Annotated in this window: 19 protein-coding genes and 5 tRNA genes; 6 read left to right on the top strand and 18 right to left on the bottom strand. The window is 47.2% G+C overall.

Annotated features, from left to right (window positions below):
• Positions 1-55: 55 nt before the first annotated feature.
• Entirely contained in the window at positions 56-1,039 is a 984-nt protein-coding gene (locus ACFPXP_RS04280; protein ID WP_379892705.1) for an aldo/keto reductase, read from the bottom strand.
• A 254-nt stretch (positions 1,040-1,293) separates the two neighbouring features.
• Here ACFPXP_RS04280 and ACFPXP_RS04275 point away from each other — a divergent pair, with 254 nt between their 5' ends.
• Positions 1,294-1,803: a MogA/MoaB family molybdenum cofactor biosynthesis protein gene (locus tag ACFPXP_RS04275; protein WP_379892703.1), complete on the top strand. Its 510-nt coding sequence runs from the start codon at positions 1,294-1,296 to the stop codon at positions 1,801-1,803.
• 78 nt (positions 1,804-1,881) lie between these two features.
• Here ACFPXP_RS04275 and ACFPXP_RS04270 read toward each other — a convergent pair whose 3' ends face one another.
• The 7 genes from ACFPXP_RS04270 to ACFPXP_RS04240 form a co-directional block, all read right to left on the bottom strand.
• The gene (locus ACFPXP_RS04270) at positions 1,882-2,352 is read right to left on the bottom strand and encodes a GNAT family N-acetyltransferase (RefSeq protein ID WP_379892701.1); all 471 of its coding nucleotides are present in this window, start codon (positions 2,350-2,352) and stop codon (positions 1,882-1,884) included.
• Positions 2,353-2,423: 71 nt separating this feature from the next.
• Positions 2,424-2,506, bottom strand: a tRNA-Leu gene (locus ACFPXP_RS04265).
• A 33-nt stretch (positions 2,507-2,539) separates the two neighbouring features.
• Positions 2,540-2,615 (bottom strand) — tRNA-Lys (locus ACFPXP_RS04260).
• A gap of 26 nt (positions 2,616-2,641) precedes the next feature.
• Positions 2,642-2,716, bottom strand: a tRNA-Glu gene (locus ACFPXP_RS04255).
• A gap of 142 nt (positions 2,717-2,858) precedes the next feature.
• Positions 2,859-2,944, bottom strand: a tRNA-Ser gene (locus ACFPXP_RS04250).
• 9 nt (positions 2,945-2,953) lie between these two features.
• Positions 2,954-3,029, bottom strand: a tRNA-Asn gene (locus tag ACFPXP_RS04245).
• Positions 3,030-3,099: 70 nt separating this feature from the next.
• Positions 3,100-3,555 (bottom strand): SprT family protein, encoded by a 456-nt coding sequence (locus ACFPXP_RS04240; protein WP_379892699.1) that lies wholly within the window; start codon positions 3,553-3,555, stop codon positions 3,100-3,102.
• A gap of 104 nt (positions 3,556-3,659) precedes the next feature.
• Here ACFPXP_RS04240 and ACFPXP_RS04235 point away from each other — a divergent pair, with 104 nt between their 5' ends.
• Positions 3,660-4,016: a hydrolase/acyltransferase gene (locus ACFPXP_RS04235; RefSeq protein WP_379892697.1), complete on the top strand. Its 357-nt coding sequence runs from the start codon at positions 3,660-3,662 to the stop codon at positions 4,014-4,016.
• An 81-nt stretch (positions 4,017-4,097) separates the two neighbouring features.
• The gene (gene cmpA, locus ACFPXP_RS04230; RefSeq protein ID WP_379892695.1) at positions 4,098-4,250 is read left to right on the top strand and encodes a cortex morphogenetic protein CmpA; all 153 of its coding nucleotides are present in this window, start codon (positions 4,098-4,100) and stop codon (positions 4,248-4,250) included.
• Positions 4,251-4,392: 142 nt separating this feature from the next.
• On the opposite strand, the gene ACFPXP_RS04225 is transcribed toward cmpA, so the two are convergent.
• The 7 genes from ACFPXP_RS04225 to ACFPXP_RS04195 all read right to left on the bottom strand — a co-directional run bounded on the left by ACFPXP_RS04225 (position 4,393) and on the right by ACFPXP_RS04195 (position 12,967).
• A complete protein-coding gene (locus ACFPXP_RS04225) occupies positions 4,393-6,615 on the bottom strand; it encodes a Tex family protein (RefSeq protein ID WP_379892693.1) in 2,223 nt (740 codons plus the stop codon).
• A 64-nt stretch (positions 6,616-6,679) separates the two neighbouring features.
• Positions 6,680-7,030, bottom strand: a complete 351-nt coding sequence (locus tag ACFPXP_RS04220) for a type II toxin-antitoxin system PemK/MazF family toxin (RefSeq protein WP_379892691.1) — start codon at positions 7,028-7,030, stop codon at positions 6,680-6,682.
• A 4-nt stretch (positions 7,031-7,034) separates the two neighbouring features.
• A complete protein-coding gene (locus tag ACFPXP_RS04215) occupies positions 7,035-7,316 on the bottom strand; it encodes a CopG family ribbon-helix-helix protein (protein ID WP_379892689.1) in 282 nt (93 codons plus the stop codon).
• Positions 7,317-7,527: 211 nt separating this feature from the next.
• Positions 7,528-8,694 carry an alanine racemase gene (gene alr / locus ACFPXP_RS04210; protein WP_379892687.1) on the bottom strand — a complete coding sequence of 389 codons (1,167 nt, stop codon included), beginning with the start codon at positions 8,692-8,694 and terminating at the stop codon, positions 7,528-7,530.
• 263 nt (positions 8,695-8,957) lie between these two features.
• Positions 8,958-9,986 carry a DUF4367 domain-containing protein gene (locus ACFPXP_RS04205; RefSeq protein WP_379892685.1) on the bottom strand — a complete coding sequence of 343 codons (1,029 nt, stop codon included), beginning with the start codon at positions 9,984-9,986 and terminating at the stop codon, positions 8,958-8,960.
• Positions 9,987-11,312: 1,326 nt separating this feature from the next.
• A complete protein-coding gene (locus ACFPXP_RS04200; RefSeq protein ID WP_379892683.1) occupies positions 11,313-11,984 on the bottom strand; it encodes a hypothetical protein in 672 nt (223 codons plus the stop codon).
• Positions 11,985-12,343: 359 nt separating this feature from the next.
• On the bottom strand, positions 12,344-12,967 hold the full coding sequence (locus ACFPXP_RS04195; RefSeq protein WP_379892681.1) for a GyrI-like domain-containing protein: 624 nt from the start codon (positions 12,965-12,967) through the stop codon (positions 12,344-12,346).
• 305 nt (positions 12,968-13,272) lie between these two features.
• Between ACFPXP_RS04195 and ACFPXP_RS04190 the strand changes: the two genes are divergently transcribed.
• From ACFPXP_RS04190 to ACFPXP_RS04180, 3 genes are all read left to right on the top strand, one after another.
• The gene (locus ACFPXP_RS04190; protein ID WP_379892678.1) at positions 13,273-15,582 is read left to right on the top strand and encodes a serine hydrolase; all 2,310 of its coding nucleotides are present in this window, start codon (positions 13,273-13,275) and stop codon (positions 15,580-15,582) included.
• 185 nt (positions 15,583-15,767) lie between these two features.
• On the top strand, positions 15,768-16,226 hold the full coding sequence (locus ACFPXP_RS04185; protein WP_379892676.1) for a DUF2383 domain-containing protein: 459 nt from the start codon (positions 15,768-15,770) through the stop codon (positions 16,224-16,226).
• Between the two features lie 83 nt (positions 16,227-16,309).
• Positions 16,310-17,089 carry a TetR/AcrR family transcriptional regulator gene (locus ACFPXP_RS04180; protein ID WP_379892674.1) on the top strand — a complete coding sequence of 260 codons (780 nt, stop codon included), beginning with the start codon at positions 16,310-16,312 and terminating at the stop codon, positions 17,087-17,089.
• Between the two features lie 68 nt (positions 17,090-17,157).
• On the opposite strand, the gene ACFPXP_RS04175 is transcribed toward ACFPXP_RS04180, so the two are convergent.
• The 3 genes from ACFPXP_RS04175 to amt form a co-directional block, all read right to left on the bottom strand.
• The gene (locus ACFPXP_RS04175; RefSeq protein WP_379892672.1) at positions 17,158-17,946 is read right to left on the bottom strand and encodes an ABC transporter permease; all 789 of its coding nucleotides are present in this window, start codon (positions 17,944-17,946) and stop codon (positions 17,158-17,160) included.
• The gene (locus ACFPXP_RS04170; protein WP_379892670.1) at positions 17,943-18,830 is read right to left on the bottom strand and encodes an ATP-binding cassette domain-containing protein; all 888 of its coding nucleotides are present in this window, start codon (positions 18,828-18,830) and stop codon (positions 17,943-17,945) included. Before ACFPXP_RS04170 ends, ACFPXP_RS04175 begins: the two co-directional genes overlap by 4 nt.
• A 273-nt stretch (positions 18,831-19,103) precedes the next feature.
• Positions 19,104-21,416, bottom strand: coding sequence for an ammonium transporter (gene amt / locus ACFPXP_RS04165; RefSeq protein WP_379892668.1), 2,313 nt, complete (start codon positions 21,414-21,416; stop codon positions 19,104-19,106).
• Positions 21,417-21,786: the final 370 nt, after the last annotated feature.

The following is a 21,786-nucleotide window of genomic DNA, read 5'->3' as shown; positions in this document are numbered from 1 at the left end:
CAACTTCCAACTTGTACGTACATATTTTAGAGCAATTTCCAACCAAGGTATCTTCTTAATATGGGCCGCGAATATGCATGCTGACTTCGTTATTGTAAAATTCGCGCAGCCGCTGGAGCTCCTCTTCCGTAAAGGATGGAACAACTGCCGCTGCCAAATTATCCTCGACCTGCTTCACATTCTTGAAGCCTGGAATGACGCAGCTGATTTCGGGTTGATCCAAAATCCAACGCAGTGCAGCACGTGCCATCGTACCTCGCCCTTCGGCAATCCACGCTAACCTCCGGCTCAGCTCCACCCCTTTTTCGAACGGCAGGCCTGCGAATGTCTCACCTACGTTGAACTGCTCCCCGTTTCTGTTAAAGCTGCGGTGATCATCCGGCTCAAACGTCGTCTGCTCCGAAAACTTTCCCGTCAATAAACCGCTTGCAAGCGGCAGTCGTACGAGAACACCCACGCCCTGCGCACTTGCCTTCGGGAGCAGCTCTTCTAAAGGCTTTTGTCTAAATATATTAAAAATGACCTGAAGCGCTCTCACATTTGGATAGTTCAGGCAGATGAGTCCTTCCTCCACCGTCTCCACACTCGCTCCGTAGTAACGAATCTTCCCTTCCTGCTGCAGCTTGTCCAGCACTTCGAACACTCGTCCGTCCTTCAATACCTCTGTCGGAGGGCAATGAATTTGATACAGGTCAATCGTCTCCCGATTTAGCCGTTTCAAACTGCCTTCCACGTACAACCGTACCGTTTGCTCTGAGTAGTTGGCTGGATCATGAATATCGCCGGCCCTGCAAAACTTCGTCGCAATACGAGTTTCCTGTTCTCTACCCTTGGTCGCCCGTGCAAGCAGCTCCTCGGCATGTCCATCGCCATACACATCCGCTGTATCGAAGAATCGCACCCCTTGATCCATCGCAGCATGAAGACCCCTAAGCGATTCTTCATCGCTTACGCTTCCCCAAGAACCGCCAATCGCCCAGGTACCGAAGCTGATTTCACTTACTTGAATATCCGTACTGCCTAACGCTCTGTATTTCATCTTCATCCCTCCATCATGACATGTGAATGGTTCCATTCCATTATAACCCAAGAAGGAACAGATGCTAGTAGAGACGACTTCGATTCTCGCGATCGATCCCCGAGGTGTTCGTCGTCCTGAAACGACTCACATCAAGTATGCCTATCGAAAATCGCCGACAGCACTGCAGTGAATCGTATGGTAAAATAATCAATAACGAACACACATCTGCTGCAAAAGGCGTGTTCATATGGAAATTCGAAAGGGTGACAACTTTGGGCGGAGAGCCAACTTCACACTGGAAAATTGCGATCCTTACGGCCAGCGACAAAGCTTCCAAATCCGAAAAAATCGACTCAAGCGCTGATGTCATTAAAAAACAGGTGGGGGATCACCAGCTCGGCGAGATTGTTGACTATCGAATCGTTCCGGACGAGCTCGATCAAATTGCGGCAGCACTGGTTGACATGGCGGATGAGCAATGCGCTGACCTGATCTTCACCACAGGGGGAACCGGGTTTTCTCCAAGAGATGTGACGCCGGAAGCGACGCTGCAGGTCATCGAGCGACAGGCTCCCGGCTTAGCGGAAGCGATGCGGATGGCATCGATGCAGATCACAAGAAGAGCCATGCTGTCCCGAGGGGTAGCCGGCATTCGCGGACGCACGTTGATCATCAACTTGCCGGGAAGCCCTAAAGCAGTAAAAGAGCACACGGATGCTGTTATCGATCAGCTGCCACATGCCCTTCAAATTTTAACGGGTAAGCAAACAGACCATGCATAGCTTAATGCTTGCTGGTCTTTATTTTGAATTTGCGAAAAAACATATTTTCGCTAATCTCGCTCCTGCTGCCGCTTTAGATTAACCTTCATCATTCATATACATGAATTCCATCGGTTCTTTGCAGTGATCAAAACCATTTCTCCGGTAAAATGAAATCGCATCATCACTCGGCCACACGATCATAAATTCAAAGCGCTGCTCTCTCCCCCACTTCTTTACATGTTGAAGCAGCTTAGAACCGATTCCCTTCGAACGACAGCTCGGAATGGTGTACACGTTCGTCATATACACAAAAGGATGGGTAATGCGGCCGGGTCTCGGCACTTTCTCGATCCGTTCGATATAAATATGAGAGACAATCGTACCGTCTATGTCTGCGACCCAGATGAACCACTGATTACCGCTGATGGCTTCCTCCAGAAATGTACGGCATTCAGCATCGAATGGTTCATAGGAAGCTTTCAACGCAGGTTTATGTTCATACGTAAAATCCCACCGCATGCATATTAGCTGATCGATATCCGCTTTTTCCGCTAATCGAATATTCAATACATTCCCCCCTGAATCCTTTGCTGGATAAATAAAAAAGCCCCTGCATGATGCAAGGACTTTCGATGTAATGCGGTCGAGAGGACTCGAACCTCCACGGGCGTACGCCCACTGCCCCCTCAAGACAGCGTGTCTGCCATTCCACCACGACCGCATATTGTATAACTGCATCTGCTGCAGCAAAAACTGGTGAGCCATGAAGGACTCGAACCTTCGACACCCTGATTAAAAGTCAGGTGCTCTACCGACTGAGCTAATGGCTCTCATTCTGTCTTAGCAAAGTAAGAAGTGGTGACCCCTACGGGATTCGAACCCGTGTTACCGCCGTGAAAGGGCGGTGTCTTAACCGCTTGACCAAGGGGCCGTAATCGTATCGTTTTTTGACGACAAAATGTATTATATCAAGAGCATCACGGTTTGGCAACTCATTTTTTTCACCAATTCGGCCAAGTTCCTCTTCATGAAAAAAGCTGCACACAGCAGCCTGTTTTCGCAGGAAAACGGTACGGAGAGAGAGGGATTCGAACCCTCGCGGCTGTTACACCCTAACGCTTTAGCAAAGCGCCCCCTTCGGCCTCTTGGGTACCTCTCCAGAAAAAAATGGCTCCCCGAACAGGACTCGAACCTGTGACAACTCGGTTAACAGCCGAGTGCTCTACCAACTGAGCTATCGGGGAAGGACATCAACTAATTTACCATGATTTAATTTTATAGTCAAGAGCACCTTCATTTCAATTATTGGAAACCTTAAAGCCGCTGCTGCAGCTCAAGTTTTCCTTTGCATTTGCCGCAGACATACTTCTTGGTATTGATTTTCCGTTTTCTGCGGTAGGATAAACCGCAGCTTGTACAGACATATACATATTTATATTCCATTTTCCGTTTGGTCGTTACGGCCTTGCAGTAACGCGATCCGCCCGTCTTTTCCAAAAGCTTCTTAAAATCCTCATCCCGGTGCTGGTATCCTTTGTTTTGCAGATGCAAATGATAATGACAGAGCTCGTGCTTAATAATTTTCTCTACTTCTTCTATTCCATGAACTTCGAGCTGCTTCCAGCTGATTTCGATATTGTGACTGCCTGTAAAATATCTTCCGCCCGTAGAGGTCAGTCTTCGATTAAACGTCGCCTGGTGCCGGAAAGGAAGTCCGAACCACTGCAGTGAAATTCGCTCGACCCAGCTTTGCAATTGCTGATCATTCATTGTCTTTGATTCCTCTCCTTATTTCATAAGCTTCCCTTGAATTTTAACTCCTCCTTCCGTTAAACTGTCAAGTATGAACGTGACTAGAGAGGGGTTAGAACGAGTTGTCAACGATGAAATATGTCATCTTTCAAGCGAAGGATCGGGTCGAATTCGTCGAAATGCCTGCATCGTATGCTTATCAATTGAGCGCTTTGAACGTGAGACTTCAGAAGGAAGTAGGCAAGCTTACGGCCGATCAAATACCTCAGCTGCCGGTAGTCCTCGGTGAATGCACGGAACTGGAAATCGTAGCTAAAGATGTAACGGTCATCAGCGGATTAGACTATATTAATCATTTGGAACGCACCTTTGCCGAGGTTCAAGAAAGTTCGTACCCGCTGATTTCCTTATTGACGGAAATTCGGGCGCTGCAAGCGCAGTTGGAGCAGTGGTACGAGGAAGAATACGAAGAAAATTAATCTGGGACCTGCACGAGAGCGGATATTAGCCCGTAAGATATTATTACCATCATACAACGTTCCGTTAGGAGGGCTGATGTCATGCCGCAATGGCTTTGCAACCAGTTGCTGCGGGCTTACCTTACGAAAGACATACGGCAGATCAAGCTCCTAAACGACTGCTGGTATTTCTACCGTGACAAATACACGGAAGACGAAGGCCAGGAGTTCAGCGGCAGCAAAGGGTTTAAATAGCTCTGTGCAGCTCATTCATGATTCATGCAATCGAATTTTTCTGTAAGCGACAAAACAAAATGCTCCCAGACAAAGGCGAAAGTCTTCGTTTCTGGGAGCATATTTTTGTTTAATCGAAAGATAGCGGCTGGCGCCTTGCGCTCTACGACGAAGCAGACCGCTTCATCGTTAAGCTGACTCTTCCCTTCTTCTCATCGACACCAAGCACCCATACAGTCACGATATCTCCTACCGACACAACATCCATCGGATGCTTCACAAATCGATCGCTTAATTGCGAAATATGAACAAGTCCATCATTCTTGACGCCAATATCTACAAATGCACCGAAATCAATAACGTTGCGAACCGTTCCTTGCAGCTCCATCCCGGGCTTCAAATCCTCAAGCTTCAGCACGTCTGTACGGAATATTGGAGCTGGCAGCTCATCCCTTGGATCCCTGCCGGGGCGCTGCAGACTCTCCACTATATCCTTGAGTGTCGGTACGCCGACCCCAAGCTGCTCTCCGAGCTGCTGAATATCCACCTGCGCCAATTTTTGCTTCATCTGTTCGCTGCCAAGCATCGAGCGGTCCAGCTTCATCTGCTCCAGCAGCTTTAGGGCTGCACTATACGATTCCGGATGAATCGGGGTGTTGTCGAGCGGCTCGCTCCCTTCCGGAATTCGTAAGAAACCGACGCACTGCTCGTATGTCTTAGCACCAAGTCTGGGCACTTTTTTGAGCTGAGCGCGGTTGTCAAACTTCCCGTTCTCATCCCGGTACTTTACGATATTTTTGGCAATCGTTGCATTAATCCCGGAAACATAGGACAAGAGCGAAGGGGAGGCCGTGTTCAAATCGACACCCACGTGATTGACGGCCGATTCCACAACGCCCTTCAAGCTTTCTTCCAACCTCTTCTGTGATACATCGTGCTGATATTGGCCGACACCAATCGATTTCGGATCAATCTTGACCAGCTCTGCAAGCGGATCCTGCACTCTACGAGCAATCGAAATGGCACTGCGCTCCGAAACATCGAGATCAGGAAATTCTTCCTGGGCCAGCTTAGAAGCCGAGTATACACTCGCCCCCGCTTCATTTACAATCAAATATTGTACCTGACGAGCCGGAGCCCACTTCTTAATCAGACCGGCAATGAACGTTTCCGTCTCACGCGATGCGGTACCATTGCCGATCACGATCAACTCGGTACCGTACTTCTCTACCAAACGGCCAATGATTTGCTCTGCCTCTGCCGTTTTATTGTGCGGCGGTGTTGGATACGTCACTGCAATTTCTAGCATTTTGCCTGTTTCGTCGACGACGCCGAGCTTACAGCCTGTACGATAAGCCGGGTCTACCCCGAGAACGATTTTGCCTTTCACGGGAGGCTGCAGCAGCAGGCTTCGCAGGTTATCCGAGAACACTTCGATGGCCTTCTCCTCACCCTGCTCTGTTAGTTCCCCCCTGACTTCACGCTCGATAGAAGGCGCAATAAGACGCTTGTAAGCATCCTCTATAGCGGAGGACAAATATGGAGTGGAAGGACATGACGCTTTGAATACTCGTTTCTGTATATACTGATAAATGATCTCATCCGGCACTTCCAAGCGAACCTTTAAGATATCCTCCCGTTCGCCACGGTTGATTGCCAACGTCCGGTGCGGCGGCAGCTTCTTTACCGGCTCTTGGTATTGATAATACATTTCATAGACCGACTCTGCTTCTTTATCCTTCGCTTCAGTGCAAAGGATGCCCTGCTGGAACGTATGCTTACGGATCCATGCCCTGATCTCGGCATCATCCGACAGCTGCTCCGCGATAATATCCTGTGCGCCTTGAAGCGCTTCCTCTATCGAATGAACTTCCTTCTCCGCATCGATGTACAGCGCTGCTTGTTCTTCAGGATGAAGCTTCGAATGCTGTTCAAGCAGCCATTCGGCCAAAGGCTCAAGACCTTTTTCCTTGGCAATGCTTGCACGGGTCTTTCTCTTCTGGCGGTATGGACGGTACAGATCCTCGACGGTCTGAAGCTTTTCTGCGATTAAGATGCTGTTTTTCAGCTCGTCTGTCAGCTTTCCTTGTTCATCGATAAGACGGATGACCTCAGATTTACGATCCTCCAGACCTCGCAAATACGCAAGCCGCTCGGAGATCAGCCTAATTTGTGTCTCGTCCAGCTCTCCGGTCATTTCCTTGCGATAACGGGCTATGAACGGGATCGTATTGCCCTCGTCCAGCAGTCCTACGGTCGTACGAATTTGACGAAGCGAGATCCCCGTCTCCACCGCCACCTGCTTCAGTATTCTTTCCTGGCGCGCCTTCAGCTCCTGTTCTTCCAACTTCCCCTGCTCAAGCGCCTGCTCTGAATTTTGCTGCATCCTTTGTCCTCCCTTTAGGGTGAAGCACGAAAAAACGAGGGGAGCCTCCCTCGTTTTACGCTTCTTAAAAATCGATTAGGCCCACACTAATCTGCAGCGCCTCCTCCACCTTCTTCATCGTTTCATCATCCAAATGTGTAATCTTATCTGTCAACCGCTGTTTATCAATTGTACGAATTTGCTCCAGCAGTATCACGGAGTCTCGGTCGAATCCGTGTGTCTTCGCATCAATCTCCACATGCGTCGGCAGCTTTGCCTTTTGAATTTGTGCCGTAATCGCCGCCACAATCACCGTAGGACTAAATCGGTTTCCGATATCATTCTGAATGATGAGGACGGGCCGGATCCCGCCTTGCTCTGAGCCGACCACTGGTGACAAGTCTGCGAAAAAAACATCACCGCGTTTAACAATCAATCGCTCACACCCCGCTAACTAAGCGGTCAAGAGTACTGTCCGCATCTTCCTCCGCATAAAAAGCCTCAGATGCCATATTCAAGTTAATCTTTGCCATTTCCATATAGCCTCGCTGCATCGTTTCACGCAGCATTCTCTTTTTCCGTTCCATTAAATATACCTTCATTGCCTGTCGAATAAATTCGCTGCGGTTGGAATTTTCATTGCGTACGATACCGTCCACCTCTTGCAGCAGATAATCTGGTAAGCTGATCATAATCCTTTTGGTGTTGTTTGCATTGGCCACCGATTCCGCACCCCCAAAACATTTCCAAACCATTAATACCATTATGTCGTAAGGCAAACAGAATTATACAAATCAATATATGAGCCTTGTATATCCTTTATGCTATACGAACATGTATTTCCCCATAGAAAAACCATTTTCCCATATAACGATAATTATTCTGCCTTCATCGCTTAATTCCTGTTTTTTTGTTCATCATTTTTGCAGCTAATTAATGTAAAAGTTGATTAATAATTTCGACGACCTGCCCATGCTTCACATACACTCTGGGTACACGATTGGAGACCATACACGTGATCTCATAGTTGATCGTGCCCAATGCATCGGCAAGCTCTTCCACAGGCAGCATTTGATCTCCCTGGCGGCCGAAAATAACCGCCTCGCAGCCAATTCGGACATCTTCAATCTCTGTCACATTCGCCATGCATTGATCCATACAGATCGTACCTACGACCGGAACTTTCTGGCCCTGAATCAGTACGTGCGCTTTATGGGAGAGCAGCCTTGAAAAACCGTCTCCGTAACCGACCGGCAGCGTAGCAATCACTTCGTCGCCGCTGGTACGATAGGTTGCGCCGTAGCTGATCGGGGTCCCTGCAGGAAGCTGCTTGACCATAACGACTCCAGTTTTAAAGCTCATGACAGGCTGCAACTGAATATGCTGCCGCTCTACTTCTGTCGAAGGATACAATCCATACATGCTGATCCCTAAGCGTACCATATTAAAGGAAAGCTCCGGCGTATCAATGGCTGCTGCACTGTTACCGGCGTGGATCCAAGTAAACCGGTGATCCATGCTTCGCTGGACAGCGTCAACAATGCCTTTGAAACGTTCATGCTGCATCAGCGTAAACCGCTTATCCTTCTCATCCGCACAGGCGTAATGGGTAAAAATGCCTTCTACTTCTACATTATTCAGTTGTAGTACTTCTTCAATGAAACGCAGCGCTTCCTCCTGATCGGTGATACCGATGCGTCCCATTCCACTATCGATTTTCACATGAATTTTTAACGTTTTCCGATGCGATGAACGCTTCATCGCTGCTAATACATTGCGGTCATATACCGTAAGCGTAATGTCTTCCTGGCGCGCAGGCTCTATTCCTTCCGGCGGCGTATATCCCAGCACAAGAATCGGCTTACGAATGCCCGCTTTCCGTAATTCAAGAGCTTCATCCAATATGGCTACGCCCAAATAATCTACGCTGAGCATCTCCAACTCCCGGGCGATCTCTACTGCACCGTGACCATATGCGTTGGCTTTCACCACCGCCATCATTTTCAATGAGGCTGGCAGTATGTTTCGAAATTCCGTAATGTTATGTCGCAAAGCATCCAGCGAAATTTCAACCCGGGTTGGCCGATAAATCGAATCCATACCCCTTCACCTTTCTCTGCGCTGTTCGGCTTATAGGTCGACGGTTATGCTGGTCATACAGACCACGAAATCATCCATCGTCGCATCCGAAACAACCACCTGAACATCCGCGTTAATCGGGTTGCTGACACTACCCATTCAGGGCATATAACAATCCTATGTTATCGGCTCGAGGGGTCTGCTGTCAATGCTCATTGCACATATGGAGCGCGAGAAAAGGCAGGTAATTTCAACCTATCGGCCTGTGCCCGGTATGAACGACTTTATTTGCCGATTTGTCCTTGAACGGATTCGGCAATTTTTACCATCTCGGATTCCGGAAGATCTGCCGAGGAGAGCTTAAACTCAATACCGTCGTAGAACCAGCGGAGCATTTTCTTCTCATCGCCGGTCATCACGCCCTGCATGCCTCCAATGTCCACCAGCTTGCCGACTCCCGCATCGACCGTTTGCTCCATCGGTCTCGACTCCACAATGGTGTAGTTGTATTCACCTGTAAAGTCCAGCATGACAGCCATTTGTTCACCAAATTCCAGGTCATGGACTCCGTTATGCAGGACACCTTCAGGCGTGTATGCCGGCATAATGACGCCAAACTGCTCCTCTACGCCATCATCTTCGATCTCACCCATCGTCGGCATCACTTCTAATTCATAGCTTGTTAAGTTATGCTGCATATCAAATTCACTTGCTTCGAATTTCTTATCGAATTCGAATTGGTTAAACTCCAATTCCACGAGCACTTGATTGCCGGAATCGGCAATTTCTACCCTTTTCGCTGCATAGCTTTTTTGATCGAGCCAAATTTTTTGTCTGGCTAAGGTACTGTTCTGGTAATTGGCCGTCACATCGAATACATAAGCACTATGTTCATCGTCCTTCGTAAACTGGCGCTGCCCGTCTTGAATAATGCTGTCTGCTAACGTTTGATACAGATACACCTGTCCTTGACCTTTCGGCCATTCGCTCTGGAAACGGAAGCTCTTCTTCAAATGAGGCGTTAAAATAAACACCCCTTCATCATTGCGAAGCACGATTTGAGAAATATCCTTCTCCATATTCGTTAGCGCGATACGGTAATACTCGGGTTTTTGGTAAGATACCTCAACTTCGTATTTTTGGGGCTCCTGGCTTGTATGAATCGTCATCACGCCCGATGCATAGTAACTGTTCAAGTCATTCACTACATCGCCTAAATCTCCAACTACATCATTTGCTGATTTGCTGCCACAACCCGCTAAAAATGCGGAAACGCATATCACGAGAGCCATAAGCACTGTGATTTTACGCATGTCATCATCCCCTCTTAAACAGTTTGGTTTCAACTGATACATGTCTATGAGGGAACTTGGACAATTATGCAGACAGGTTTGACGAGCCTGACAAGTTAGGAGTTGGGGATGATGCAGGTAGGATGGATCTAATTCGATATGGGTGGATATCACATGGGAGTACATCAAACTAGGGGCTATATTCTTATAAGGCGGCTGGCTGAACTATGCTTATAGTTCAGGAGTAGTCCATTAATGGATGGTGCTTTTTCATACGGGGATGGTCATCTTAACCGATGAGATATCATTCTATGAGATATCACTCTATGAAGAGCAGGAATGCACCACATCCACAAACGAACAAGGTTTCATGATCCGATATAGTGCATTTTTGCACCTGTATCAATCAACTGCCGAGAGTTCGCCACATTATAGTGCAGAAATGCACCTTAATCTCGTGTAGACAAGGTTTCATGATCCGATATAGTGCATTTTTGCACCTGATTCAATCAACTGCCGAGAGCTCGCCACATTATAGTGCAGAAATGCACCTTAATCTCGTGTAGACAAGGTTTCATGATCCGATATAGTGCATTTTTGCAGCTGATTCAATCAACTGCTGTGTACTCACTCCGTTATAGTGCAAGAATGCACCTTATTCTCATGCAGACAAGGTTTCATGATCGGATTTGGTGCATTTTTGCACCTGATTCAATCAATTGCCGTGTACTCGCTCCATTATAGTGCAGAAATGCACCACATCCACAGACGAACAAGGTTTCATGATCCGATTTGGTGCATTTTTGCACCTGGTTCAATCAACTGCCGTGAGCTCGCCACATTATAGTGCAAGAATGCACCTTAATCCCATGTAGACAAGGTTTCATGATCCGATATAGTGCATTTTTGCACCTGATTCAATCAATTGCCGAGAACTCGCTCCATTATAGTGCAGAAATGCACCACATCCACAGACGAACAAGATTTCATGATCCGATATAGTGCATTTTTGCACCTGATTCAATCAACTGCCGAGAGCTCGCCACATTATAGTGCAGAAATGCACCTTAATCTCGTGTAGACAAGGTTTCATGATCCGATATAGTGCATTTTTGCACCTGGTTCAATCAACTGCCGTGTACTCGCTCCGTTATAGTGCAAGAATGCACCTAAAAATAAAGTCACCTCACCCCATCCCACTCACTAGGGGGTTCTACGCGCCGGAACGGCTGCACAGTCTGACCCCCAGCACAATCTCGGCTCTTCTTTGATTGAGCTCAATTTCCCTCTTCCACCTAGGCTTCCTTTATTCCCGCCCCACCTCCCGGGCTTCCTTCTCTCTTGCCATCACCATACTGTATCATCCGCCAAAGATTGAACCCGTTCATATCGGGTGACTCTGCCGCTCTCACCTGACACCAATGGTCGCAACTTCCCTTTGTCACACAATTGCTGGAGTACCTTTACCGCTGTTCGTTTATTGATTTCGAATTCACGGACAAGATCAATCGGGCGAATAGATTTAGTCTGGCGCATGGCGAGCCGCATTACTTCGCGTTCCATAAAGGTGTGTTCACTTTCTGCCTGGGCGGATAAATAGGGAGCAAACAAGGATCTCAGCAAAAATATCGTTACATCTGCATTTTCCTCCAGCTCATCATATGGAATGGACACAATTCGATAGCCGAGCGATTGCAAATAGATCTCCCTATTCAGCTCTCGGCGGTACCTAATACGGTCCGTATTTTGGACATGTGGACCATATCCTTTAATTTCAAGGGCAAATCTAAAAGAACCGCAACTCCATACAAAATCTATAAAATAGGGCCTTCCACGCCAATCAACAATCTCATATTCAGGATGCAAATGTTCAAAATTACCGAATAAAGGCCACCATACCCGTTTTAGAAACAGGCGTTCACCGTGACCATGTCCTCGCTGCAACCGACTTCTTCTCTCTCCAGTCCGACGCCGCAAATGTGAATTCAGCCAATATTGATGCGCGTCTTCAAAACCCAAGCATTTCGCCTCCTATCCGAGCACAAAAAAGCCCCAAACTCCTTGTATCACAAAGGGAATTTGGGGCGTGCTTCGCCGTATTCTTTACCTCAATCCAAACGACATGATGAGTTTCGGCCGTTTGGATGAAATTGATCCAACATTTATATTAAATAAGCTATATGGGTCCGAGTCAACTACTATGTTGGAGATGCGTATGTAAGCAGAATCATTTGACGAACACCACATGAATCCGCCGGAAGAACTTTCCCTAATGTCCTTGTTCAGCCCTGTGCTTCTGGATATCGACCAAGTCCGTCCTCATACATTCATCGCCCAAGGATCACGTTCACCTGCAGCAAAATTGTCCACTTGGGAACTTAACGCCTTTTCACTGCAAATCTTAATACCGTCTTTAGCTTCGCTGGTTCTGTTTTTCTTGGATCCGATATATAGATTTCACGATGCGTTTTGCTCATGCGCTCCCATCCGTTGTCTTCACAATATGCCTTCATCTGGGCAAAGGTCCCCGGTTCATCATCATAGCTGCCAATATGCAGCATTTGACAGCTTGGCCCATCCGTCCATTCCCCGAACGTCACCTTCTCTAACCATGGACTTGGCTTTTTCTTTCGCGCACGCTCTTGAAAATGAACGAACCATGCATCTGTCACAAAATCCGGCTGGCGGATCATGATCGTATATTTCAGATTATTTTTGTCTGCAGCAGGCTTGGAGTAATCGACCAAATCCCACACCCCTTCAAGCGGGTAAACCGTATATTCGTAATATCCGGGAGGAACGTTATCCGTTTTATATGACATCTTCACGGCATAACTCAAACCATACAAAGCTTCTACTGCCCTTGCATACGCTTCTCCATTAGGATCTCCTTCCCCGCTGATCATGAAATAAGACATCTTGGGCACATCTATTATGGATGGAGCAGCCTTTGGCAAATAAAGATCCCTATCGTCTTTTTTATAATCGACTTTTCGAACCAATACTCTCTTCCCCTTTACAGAAAAATATAAGCTGAGTGTAACGATTTAAAGATGACAGCATATTGTCAGCATTCCATTTCTTAGTTGGACGCATGAGAAGGGAATGTGAATAAGGAACAAAAAAAGTTTAAATGTCATAATTAATTACACATCACAAATAAAATTCGATTAATATTCACATTTATCGATAAATTCCATTAATATCCTGTTAAATAACATAACATGTATTTATAATATGAAATCATAACGAGTATTTATGTTAGTTTATTTAACATAGATTACTATTTATTCGAGGAGGATAATCCATGCACTTATCCAAAAAGATGAAATGGAAGTCAAGTTTAGCCATGATTTTAGTCACCGCCGTTCTGCTTTTTCCATTATTACAAAGCTCGAAAGCCGATGCTGCAGCGAGAGAACAAGACGGACTGAACCGATTGGAGACGATACTCGAACCCATCATTCAAGCTGCACAGGAGGATGGAATTGAAGCTGCCGTCGCAGTTCAGGATTTAAGCGGTACATTTGGTCATGAGAAGCTCCAGGTGGGGTCTTCGGATTCGTATTTAGCCGCCAGCACCATTAAGCTTGCGTTAATCACTGCTCTCATGCAGGAGGTTGAAGCTGGCACGTATTCTCTGGAAGATACGATCACCGTGACACCCGACGTTGTTGTCGGCGGAGCCGGAACATTGAAAAACGAGGAATTCCCTCAAGATGTGACCATTGAGCATTTGGCCCGTTTGATGATCACTCAGTCCGACAATACCGCTACGAACGTCCTCATTGATCTAGTCGGGTTCGCTCGAGTGGAAACACTTATCGATGAACTGGATTTTGAGGTGATGCAGCTCGGCCGAAAAATGATGACGACTGCCAATCCTCCGGAACAAGAGAATTACGTGAACGCGGACGAGCTGGTTCGATTGCTGGAGTTAATCTATAAAGGCGATCTGGTATCCGCAGCTTCCCGAGACCAAATCATCGAATGGATGATGACGCAAGAGGTCAAAACTAAATTCGGCGCAGCACTTCCCGGCAAACCGATTGCACACAAAACCGGCGAATTGGGTGATGTGAGCCACGATGTCGGCTACTTCCTCATTCCCGATAAAGAAATTGCCATTTCTGTTCTAACGAAGGTGACCAGACCGGAGGATGCCGGCAAAGCACAGGAACTCGGAAATCCGATTGTCCAGCGAATTGCCAAGGCAGTATATAACTTCATAATGGACTACCCCGCTCCATCCGATACTTTGTCCTCATGGCCAGCGATGTCGGTCGCACTCGTACCGATCATCGATGAAGCTGAGCAAAATGGGATACGCGTCTCTGTGGGAATCAAAAACTTGAGTGGAGCAGAGGGAGATAGAGAAGTACTGCTAGGGTCGAGACAATCATATGCGCCGGCAAGCACGATCAAGCTGGCACTGGTATCCGCCCTGATGAAGCAGGTTGATGCCGGAGAACTGACTCTTGATCAAACCGTTACAGTAGAGCCGGAAGACGTTGTCGGAGGTACGGGTTCGCTGCAGGAAGAACAGTTTCCACAGGATGTGACCATCGAACGCTTAGCCCGACTGATGATTACCCAATCAGACAATACGGCCACGAACGTTCTGATTGACGTTGTAGGTTTGGACAAGGTGGCGGATCTCATGGACGAATTGAATCTGGAAGTAATGCATCTCGGAAGAAAAATGTTCGCAAGCGCGCCTACACCCGAAGAAGATAACTACATTGATGCCGCGGACCTGATTACCTTACTGGGTGCCATCTATAATGAAGAATTCCTCTCGAAAGCTTCCAAAGATCAAATCATAGAATGGATGGAAGCACAAGAAGTAGATACGAAGTTCGGAGCGGCGCTGCCAGACGCGCCTATCGCCCATAAAACCGGTGAAAATGCGAATGTCACACACGACACAGGATATTTCCTCATTCCAGGCAATGAAGTGGCGATTTCGGTATTGACAGAAGTCACGACAACCAGCGACTTTGACGAAGCACAAGACATCGGCAACCCGATTGTGCAGTCGATCGCCAAGAAAGTCTACGAGACGCTTACGTTCGCATTCCCATTCACGGACGTACCGGCAAACCACGAAGCAAGAGCTTACATCGAAGCCGCTGCAGCCGCCGGATTCATGGGTACACCAGCAGATACGATGTTTGGCCCCGAACTGCCGATCACGCGTGCAGAGTTTGTCTCTCTGCTCGTTAAAGCGGTCGGTGTAGAGCGAGCAGGAGCTCTTCCGTCATTCACCGATGTTCCCGGCGATAGTCCGTATGGAGCTGATATCGCGACAGCCCAAGAGATGGGGATTACATCAGGTATCTCAGCAGAGCTGTTCGGTTATGAGAACATCATCAGCAGGGCCGAAATGTCCGCTATGTTGGTTCGGGTCTATGAAAGATGGAATGGTGCTTTCGAAGACGCAACTGAACTGACTTATCTGGACACAGGCAGCATTCCGAAGTGGGCTATGGAAGCTGTATCCAAGCTGCAGCCCTTGAATGTGATGGAGGACTATGGAGACGGTACGTTCCGTCCGGACGAATCCGTTACTCGTTCCGACGCCGTGAAGGCGGTCATCACACTGTTGGGGTTGTAATGAATAAGCTTTAAACCCATCCATTTAAAACGGTGGAACAGGATTGTCTCCCTGTCCGCCGTTTTTCAACTTAGGTGCAGTGCGTCGATGATTTCCATATTTCTATTTCTTTTTACTTAATTTTTAGCAAATAATGTATTCAAGGACATACTAACCTTAATCCATGAGAAAGGTGGTAGGTATGTATGCACGACAAACAGCACGTCATCAAAGAATTGAATAAGTTTTTAAGAGGACGTTACATGGGCGTTCATCAATATGAGCAATTAATACAGCATGCGCAAAACCCGCTGCTGAAAGAGAAGCTTCAGCAATTCCAAGAGCATGCCAAGCTCGGTGCACAAAAAGTGGCAAAGCGGATTGAACAATTAGGAGGGACGCCCACTGACGATGTAGGGGTCATGGGGAAAATTCAAATTTGGCTGAAAAGCATAAAGGGATATCCCGAACAGACGGATGAGATCCTCCATGATGCGCTCGTCGGTGAAAATAAATATGGAATTCACCTCTCTCATGAAATGGTCGCAGGGGAGCTCGACGAAGAGAGCACGAAACTGATCGATTCTTTGCTCGAAGAAGATCAGAAGCGCGTCGACCAGATTAGACAATGGATCCAATCACACACCATTCTTGAAGCCCGCTGAATCCGTATCCGTCACCAAATTCACTCTTGTCGATCCTTTATGCTATACTGTTTACAACGTAAACATTTTGGAGGATCTCATCAATGAAAAAAGAAGAGCATCATCTATCCGATCCGATTCAACGTCTGCCAAAAGGGATCGCACTCAGCTGGGGCTTGGAAAAGGAACCGCAGCGAGGACCTAAACGCGAACTGACTCTACAGCAAATAGTCAACACTGCCATCCAAATTGCGGACAAGGAAGGACTTCCAGCCGTTTCGATGAATCGGGTCGCTAAATCACTCGGATATACGGCGATGTCGCTATACCGTTACATTTCCAGCAAAGACGATCTATTGCTGCTCATGCAGGATGCGGTCTGCAATATTCCGATTCCGGCGGAAAACTCTGCAGCACATTGGCGCGAACAGATGCGCGAATATACGCAAACCTGCCTCCGCACCATTTGGGAACATCCTTGGTTTGTAGACCTTCCCATCTGGGGCGAGCCGATGACGCCGAATCACATGCAGTTCGTGGAGTGGCCCCTCCGCATTATGCGAGATTTTCCGCTTACAGATCGGGAGAAGATGTCCATGATCATATTAATCAGCAGCTATGTACGAGCTTGGGGCAGTATTCTCCGAGATTCTTCTCGTGCCGAACAAGAAACCGGCGTTCCGGAATCGCAGAGAAGGGCGGATCTCGGCAGCGCACTTCTAGCATTGGCGAGTGCCGAGCGATATCCACATCTGTATCCGCTCATCGAATCAGGAACCTATACAGAAGAGAACGAGACGGAATCCAAAAGCATGTTTGGTCATGATTTTGATTTCGGACTAGAACGGATATTAGACGGAATTGAACATTACATTCAGAAATGAGCGCCTTACGTAAAAAACAGTGGCACCTTCCCAAAGGAACCACTGTTTCCCTTCATTCGCCAAAACGATTACCTCCGTCCTGCCTTCCGATGGAACACCCTGACACTCCATATGATCGAGACGGCCAAAATGAGAATACACCACCCTAATGCCCATAAGATATGCTCCGCAACAGATGTCCCTGTCAGCAAACCGCGTATGGTCTCGATGACCGGTGTAATGGGTTGATGTTCCGCCACCCATTGCAGCCATTCCGGCATTGTACTCGTGGAGACAAAAGCGCTGGATAGGTACGGCAGAAACAATATAATAAAACCATAGCCATTCGCGGCAGATGGACTTCCTGCGGATAAGCCAATGGCAGCAAACAGCCATGTCAGAGCCAAAATAAATAATACAATAATGCCGATCGAAATAAGCCACTCCACCGCATTAGCGGAAGGTCTGAAACCTACCAAAAGAGCAACGCCAATTACGATACCGGTAGCAACCAAATTACGAACTAAGCTTGCGACAACATGCCCCGTAATGACACTCAAGCTGAACATGGGCATGGTCCGAAGACGATTAATGATTCCCGTTGTCATATCCTGAGCGACGACTACGGCCGTACTTGCCGAACCAAATCCTGCGCATAATAAAATAATGCCCGGTACGACATATTGAACGTAGTTGCCGCTGGAATCGATGGCCCCGCCAAATACATAAGTAAACAGAAGCATTAAGAGGACCGGCAGCATAACAGCCATCAAAAGGGATTCAACGTCACGAATGCTGAGCCGCATACTGCGTCCAATAAAGACTAGATTCGTCGTCCCAATAGAGGCTGTTCTCGCCAATTGCTCTGTCCTATTCATGACGACATCACCTCCTTGCCCTCTTCGGTCAATGCAAGAAATGCATCATCCATGCTCGGCCTTCGTATATGGACTCGCGCCCCTTGCGGCACGGCCATTTTCAACCGATTCATCACTTGGAGGACATCCTCAATCGTTCCCTTCGTAGGAACACTTCGAATGATCTCGTCGTTCTCATCTCGCAGTTCAATGATTTCATTACCGACCCGCGATTTCAGTTCCTTAGGCGTCCCCATCGCAACCACTCTCCCTCGGTTGATGACTGCAGCGATATCCGCCAATTGATCCGCCTCTTCTAAGTACTGAGTCGTCAGAAAGATCGTGATCCCCTCCGTTTTCAGTTCCGCTTTAATGCTCCACAGCGCTTGACGACTTCTCGTATCCAGCCCTGTTGTCGGCTCATCGAGAAAAAGAATCGGCCTGTTGACCACGAGACTGATCGCCAAATCCAACCTGCGGCGCATCCCTCCTGAATAAGTCCTCACAAGCTTCTGAGCAGCCTTCGTCAGATCAAACTTTTCGAGCAGTTCATCGCTTCGATTACGCGATTCCTTGACCGTGAGACCAGACAGTCTGCACATCATTCGTAAATTTTCCGCTCCCGTCAAATTTTCATCCACTGCCGCATATTGACCCGTTAAACTGATCGATCTCTTCACCATATTTCTTTCATCTGACACATCGTAGCCATTCACTTTGGCAAAACCTCCATCCGGCTCTAGCAGTGTAGAAAGAATATGAATAAGCGTCGTCTTACCCGCTCCATTTGGGCCGAGAAGCGCAAAGATCGTACCTTCCTCTACGGAAAACTCCATATCGTCTAGTACGACCTGCTGACCAAACATCTTCCTCAGACCCTTCACCTCAATCGCATGTTGATTCACGAATATTCCGCCTTTCCGTTTATGTTATATACTATTTACTATAGATACAGTTTATGACATATACAATTATAAGTCAATGATGGTTTCATTTCGATAGCAGAACACTCGCAAAAAACAAGGATAGTCTGGACGAAACCGTGCAGATCATCTCTTTGCTGCTTCAAGGATTTAAACGCTGATTTCTGCGCGTCTATGACATATACAATAAATAAAAGGGTCCTTGCCGAACATAATGACGGCTTAGACCCTTTCATCCATCAAAAAACAATTTATTTAGACATCACTTTCCTGCGCCTTCGTTTTGAAGCTCGATACTTTCTCCTCCAGCTTCATGGCGTGTTCATACAGCTCTCCTGCATCATAAGAAATCGATTGGACATGTTCATGAATTTGTTCTGTAGCGACGTATACGTTCTCCACCTGCGACACAATTTCAGATAATTGGGACGCTTGAATTTCTCGATCCTCTGATATTTGTCCTGACTCGTCCGCGATCGATTGAAACGAACTTCCTAATTTTGATGTTTCTGCATCAAAATCATCAATATGAACGACCATGCTCCGAAGCGCGATATGCGCATCCTCCAGTTTACCCGTCAGCTTTTCCAAGCTTTGATGGGTGTCGTCCACCTTTTGCAGCCCTTGAACAATTCCGCGAATCCGCCGGTCCATCGTTCTTCGCATGCCGTCTACCGAGCTTCGGGTTTGTTCAGATAAGTTTTTAATTTCTTGGGCAACCACCGCAAAACCCTGTCCCTGTTCTCCCGCACGAGCCGCTTCAATCCTTGCATTCAATGACAATAGATTAATTTGTTCGGTCGTGTCGTTGATGAGCTGCATCATCTCTTCCACTTCGGAGGTGAACTTGCGCATGCCCTCCATTTCCTCCTGAACTGAAAGCATCGATTGATTCGTCTCTTGCTTCTCCTGCTGAATGCTTTCCATCCACTCGAAAATTTGATCGCCAAGTTTTTTTGTCTCACTCATTTTCTCTGCATAATGCCTGAACGACTCCACACTGTGCCGGATCGTCGACATGAACCCGTCCTCCCGTTCGTTCCCCGCTTCTATACTTGCCTGAAGCTCCTGCATACTGGCATTGATCTGCATCACACTTTCATGGTTGCTATGCACATTCTTACGAATATATCGCGTATGATCGAGCACATACCCGCTTGTCCTCGTAACGAGTGCCATATCACGCTGTACAGCCGATACAATTTCGTTGAGCGAATCAATCATTTTATTAAACGCTGCATTCAACTGTGCGGTATCCTCTCCAATTTCTACCGGAATCGATTTACTCAAATCTCCCTTGGCCGAGGCGATCTCTTCCATCGCCGTTATTGTATCTACCAGTGCAATAGATGCGCCATGCTCCGAAACGTTCAAACCGAGTCTCTCTTCTTCTGGAGACACCCTTACGCCGATCGTTTTCTTAATCAGCCAGAAGCAGAGCAATCCTAGCGGGAAAGCCCATAAGAAAGCGACGGAGACACCAAGCAGTTGAACTTGCAGCTGTTCCCACCTGCTGCCTGCAGACAGCATATCCACCGGCGCAAACAGCGGGATCGCCAAGGTCCCCCATACTCCACATACCCCGTGGACCGAGACGGCTCCTACCGCATCATCCAGCTTCAATTTATTTTCCAGCATGTAGATCGCAAATACGACGATAATCCCTCCGATGAATCCAACCATTACAGAGGTAAACGGACCAAGAACATGACATCCAGCAGTAATCGCTACAAGTCCGGCTAATATGCCGTTCAGCATATGCTCTACCTTTACCATTTTCGTCATCATCACGCTGCAGATCATACTCCCGATCCCGCCTGCCGAGGCAGCCAGCATCGTATTGAGTGCAATCAAGGCGATACTGCCGTCTCCGGTCGTGGTAGAACCCGCATTAAATCCAAACCACCCGAACCAAAGAAGGAACACCCCTAATGCAGCAAGCGGAATGTTGCTGCCAGGAATCGGATTGACGCTGCCATCCTCATTGAACTTGTCCAACCTCGGACCGACGATAATAACCCCTGCGAGCGCAACCCAAGCGCCAACAGAGTGCACAACAGTCGAACCTGCAAAATCCATAAAACCGAGATCGGCCAGCCAGCTCGCCTGATCCGTAAAGAATAAATTACCCCAAGACCAGTGTCCGAATATCGGATAAATGATAACGGCAATAAATATCGTCGCCAGCAAGTATGCGCGAAAGGTCATGCGCTCGGCAACCGCTCCGGATACGATCGTACTTGCCGTTCCGGCAAAAACGATTTGGAAGAATAGAAAAGCCCACAGCCAAGCATTATTTTCCGCCATAAATCCACTTAAGAAAAAACCTTCTCTCCCAAACCACCCTCCTTGCGTAGATCCAAACATGATCGGGAACCCGATAAATATAAACAATATACTTACCACACTGATGTCAGCTAAATTCTTCATGACGACATTAATTGAATTTTTCGCACGGACCAGACCAGATTCTAACGCCGAGAACCCTGCCTGCATCAAGAAAACAAGCCCCGCTGCTAATACAGTCCAAACAAAGTTCAAATTCAGTTGAATCTCCATGTTTTGCATGATCATTTCCCCCAGTCTATATTCCGTTTTTTTTGTGTCATGTTAGTTTACATTTATGATTTTACATAGTAATAAATTCCCATATAAAAATCAATACAAAAGTACGAACTTTTATTTTGTTATTATTTAAAATGTTCGGATATAATTTGGATTGTCCAACGATAATACCGTTTCTTTTTACAAATGATACATCAATTTCATAAAGGAATATTAATATTTTGTTTACGCTTACAACACCCAAAACGGTAGCGTCAAGAAATTTGTGTAAATAGAAAAACCATTTCTTGTAGATGCCGTTGTTTAGTCGGTGGTTGTGAACATTGCTAGAAGTTCAGCGCGTGCCTGGTCAAAGCCGGTATGGCAACGAGTT

Source organism: Marinicrinis lubricantis (assembly GCF_042658665.1).
GTDB lineage: Bacteria > Bacillota > Bacilli > Paenibacillales > KCTC-33676 > Marinicrinis > Marinicrinis lubricantis.
This window is presented reverse-complemented; position numbering and strand designations above follow the sequence as displayed.

What these genes read in the sequence shown, in the direction of transcription:
- ACFPXP_RS04175 (WP_379892672.1), bottom strand. Translation starts at nt 17,946, where the DNA reads ATGAATAGGACAGAGCAATTGGCGAGAACAGCCTCTATTGGGACGACG.
- ACFPXP_RS04185 (WP_379892676.1), top strand. Translation starts at nt 15,768, where the DNA reads ATGCACGACAAACAGCACGTCATCAAAGAATTGAATAAGTTTTTAAGA.
- ACFPXP_RS04180 (WP_379892674.1), top strand. Translation starts at nt 16,310, where the DNA reads ATGAAAAAAGAAGAGCATCATCTATCCGATCCGATTCAACGTCTGCCA.
- ACFPXP_RS04225 (WP_379892693.1), bottom strand. Translation starts at nt 6,615, where the DNA reads ATGCAGCAAAATTCAGAGCAGGCGCTTGAGCAGGGGAAGTTGGAAGAA.
- ACFPXP_RS04190 (WP_379892678.1), top strand. Translation starts at nt 13,273, where the DNA reads ATGCACTTATCCAAAAAGATGAAATGGAAGTCAAGTTTAGCCATGATT.
- ACFPXP_RS04205 (WP_379892685.1), bottom strand. Translation starts at nt 9,986, where the DNA reads ATGCGTAAAATCACAGTGCTTATGGCTCTCGTGATATGCGTTTCCGCA.
- amt (WP_379892668.1), bottom strand. Translation starts at nt 21,416, where the DNA reads ATGCAAAACATGGAGATTCAACTGAATTTGAACTTTGTTTGGACTGTA.
- alr (WP_379892687.1), bottom strand. Translation starts at nt 8,694, where the DNA reads ATGGATTCGATTTATCGGCCAACCCGGGTTGAAATTTCGCTGGATGCT.
- ACFPXP_RS04240 (WP_379892699.1), bottom strand. Translation starts at nt 3,555, where the DNA reads ATGAATGATCAGCAATTGCAAAGCTGGGTCGAGCGAATTTCACTGCAG.
- cmpA (WP_379892695.1), top strand. Translation starts at nt 4,098, where the DNA reads ATGCCGCAATGGCTTTGCAACCAGTTGCTGCGGGCTTACCTTACGAAA.
- ACFPXP_RS04280 (WP_379892705.1), bottom strand. Translation starts at nt 1,039, where the DNA reads ATGAAATACAGAGCGTTAGGCAGTACGGATATTCAAGTAAGTGAAATC.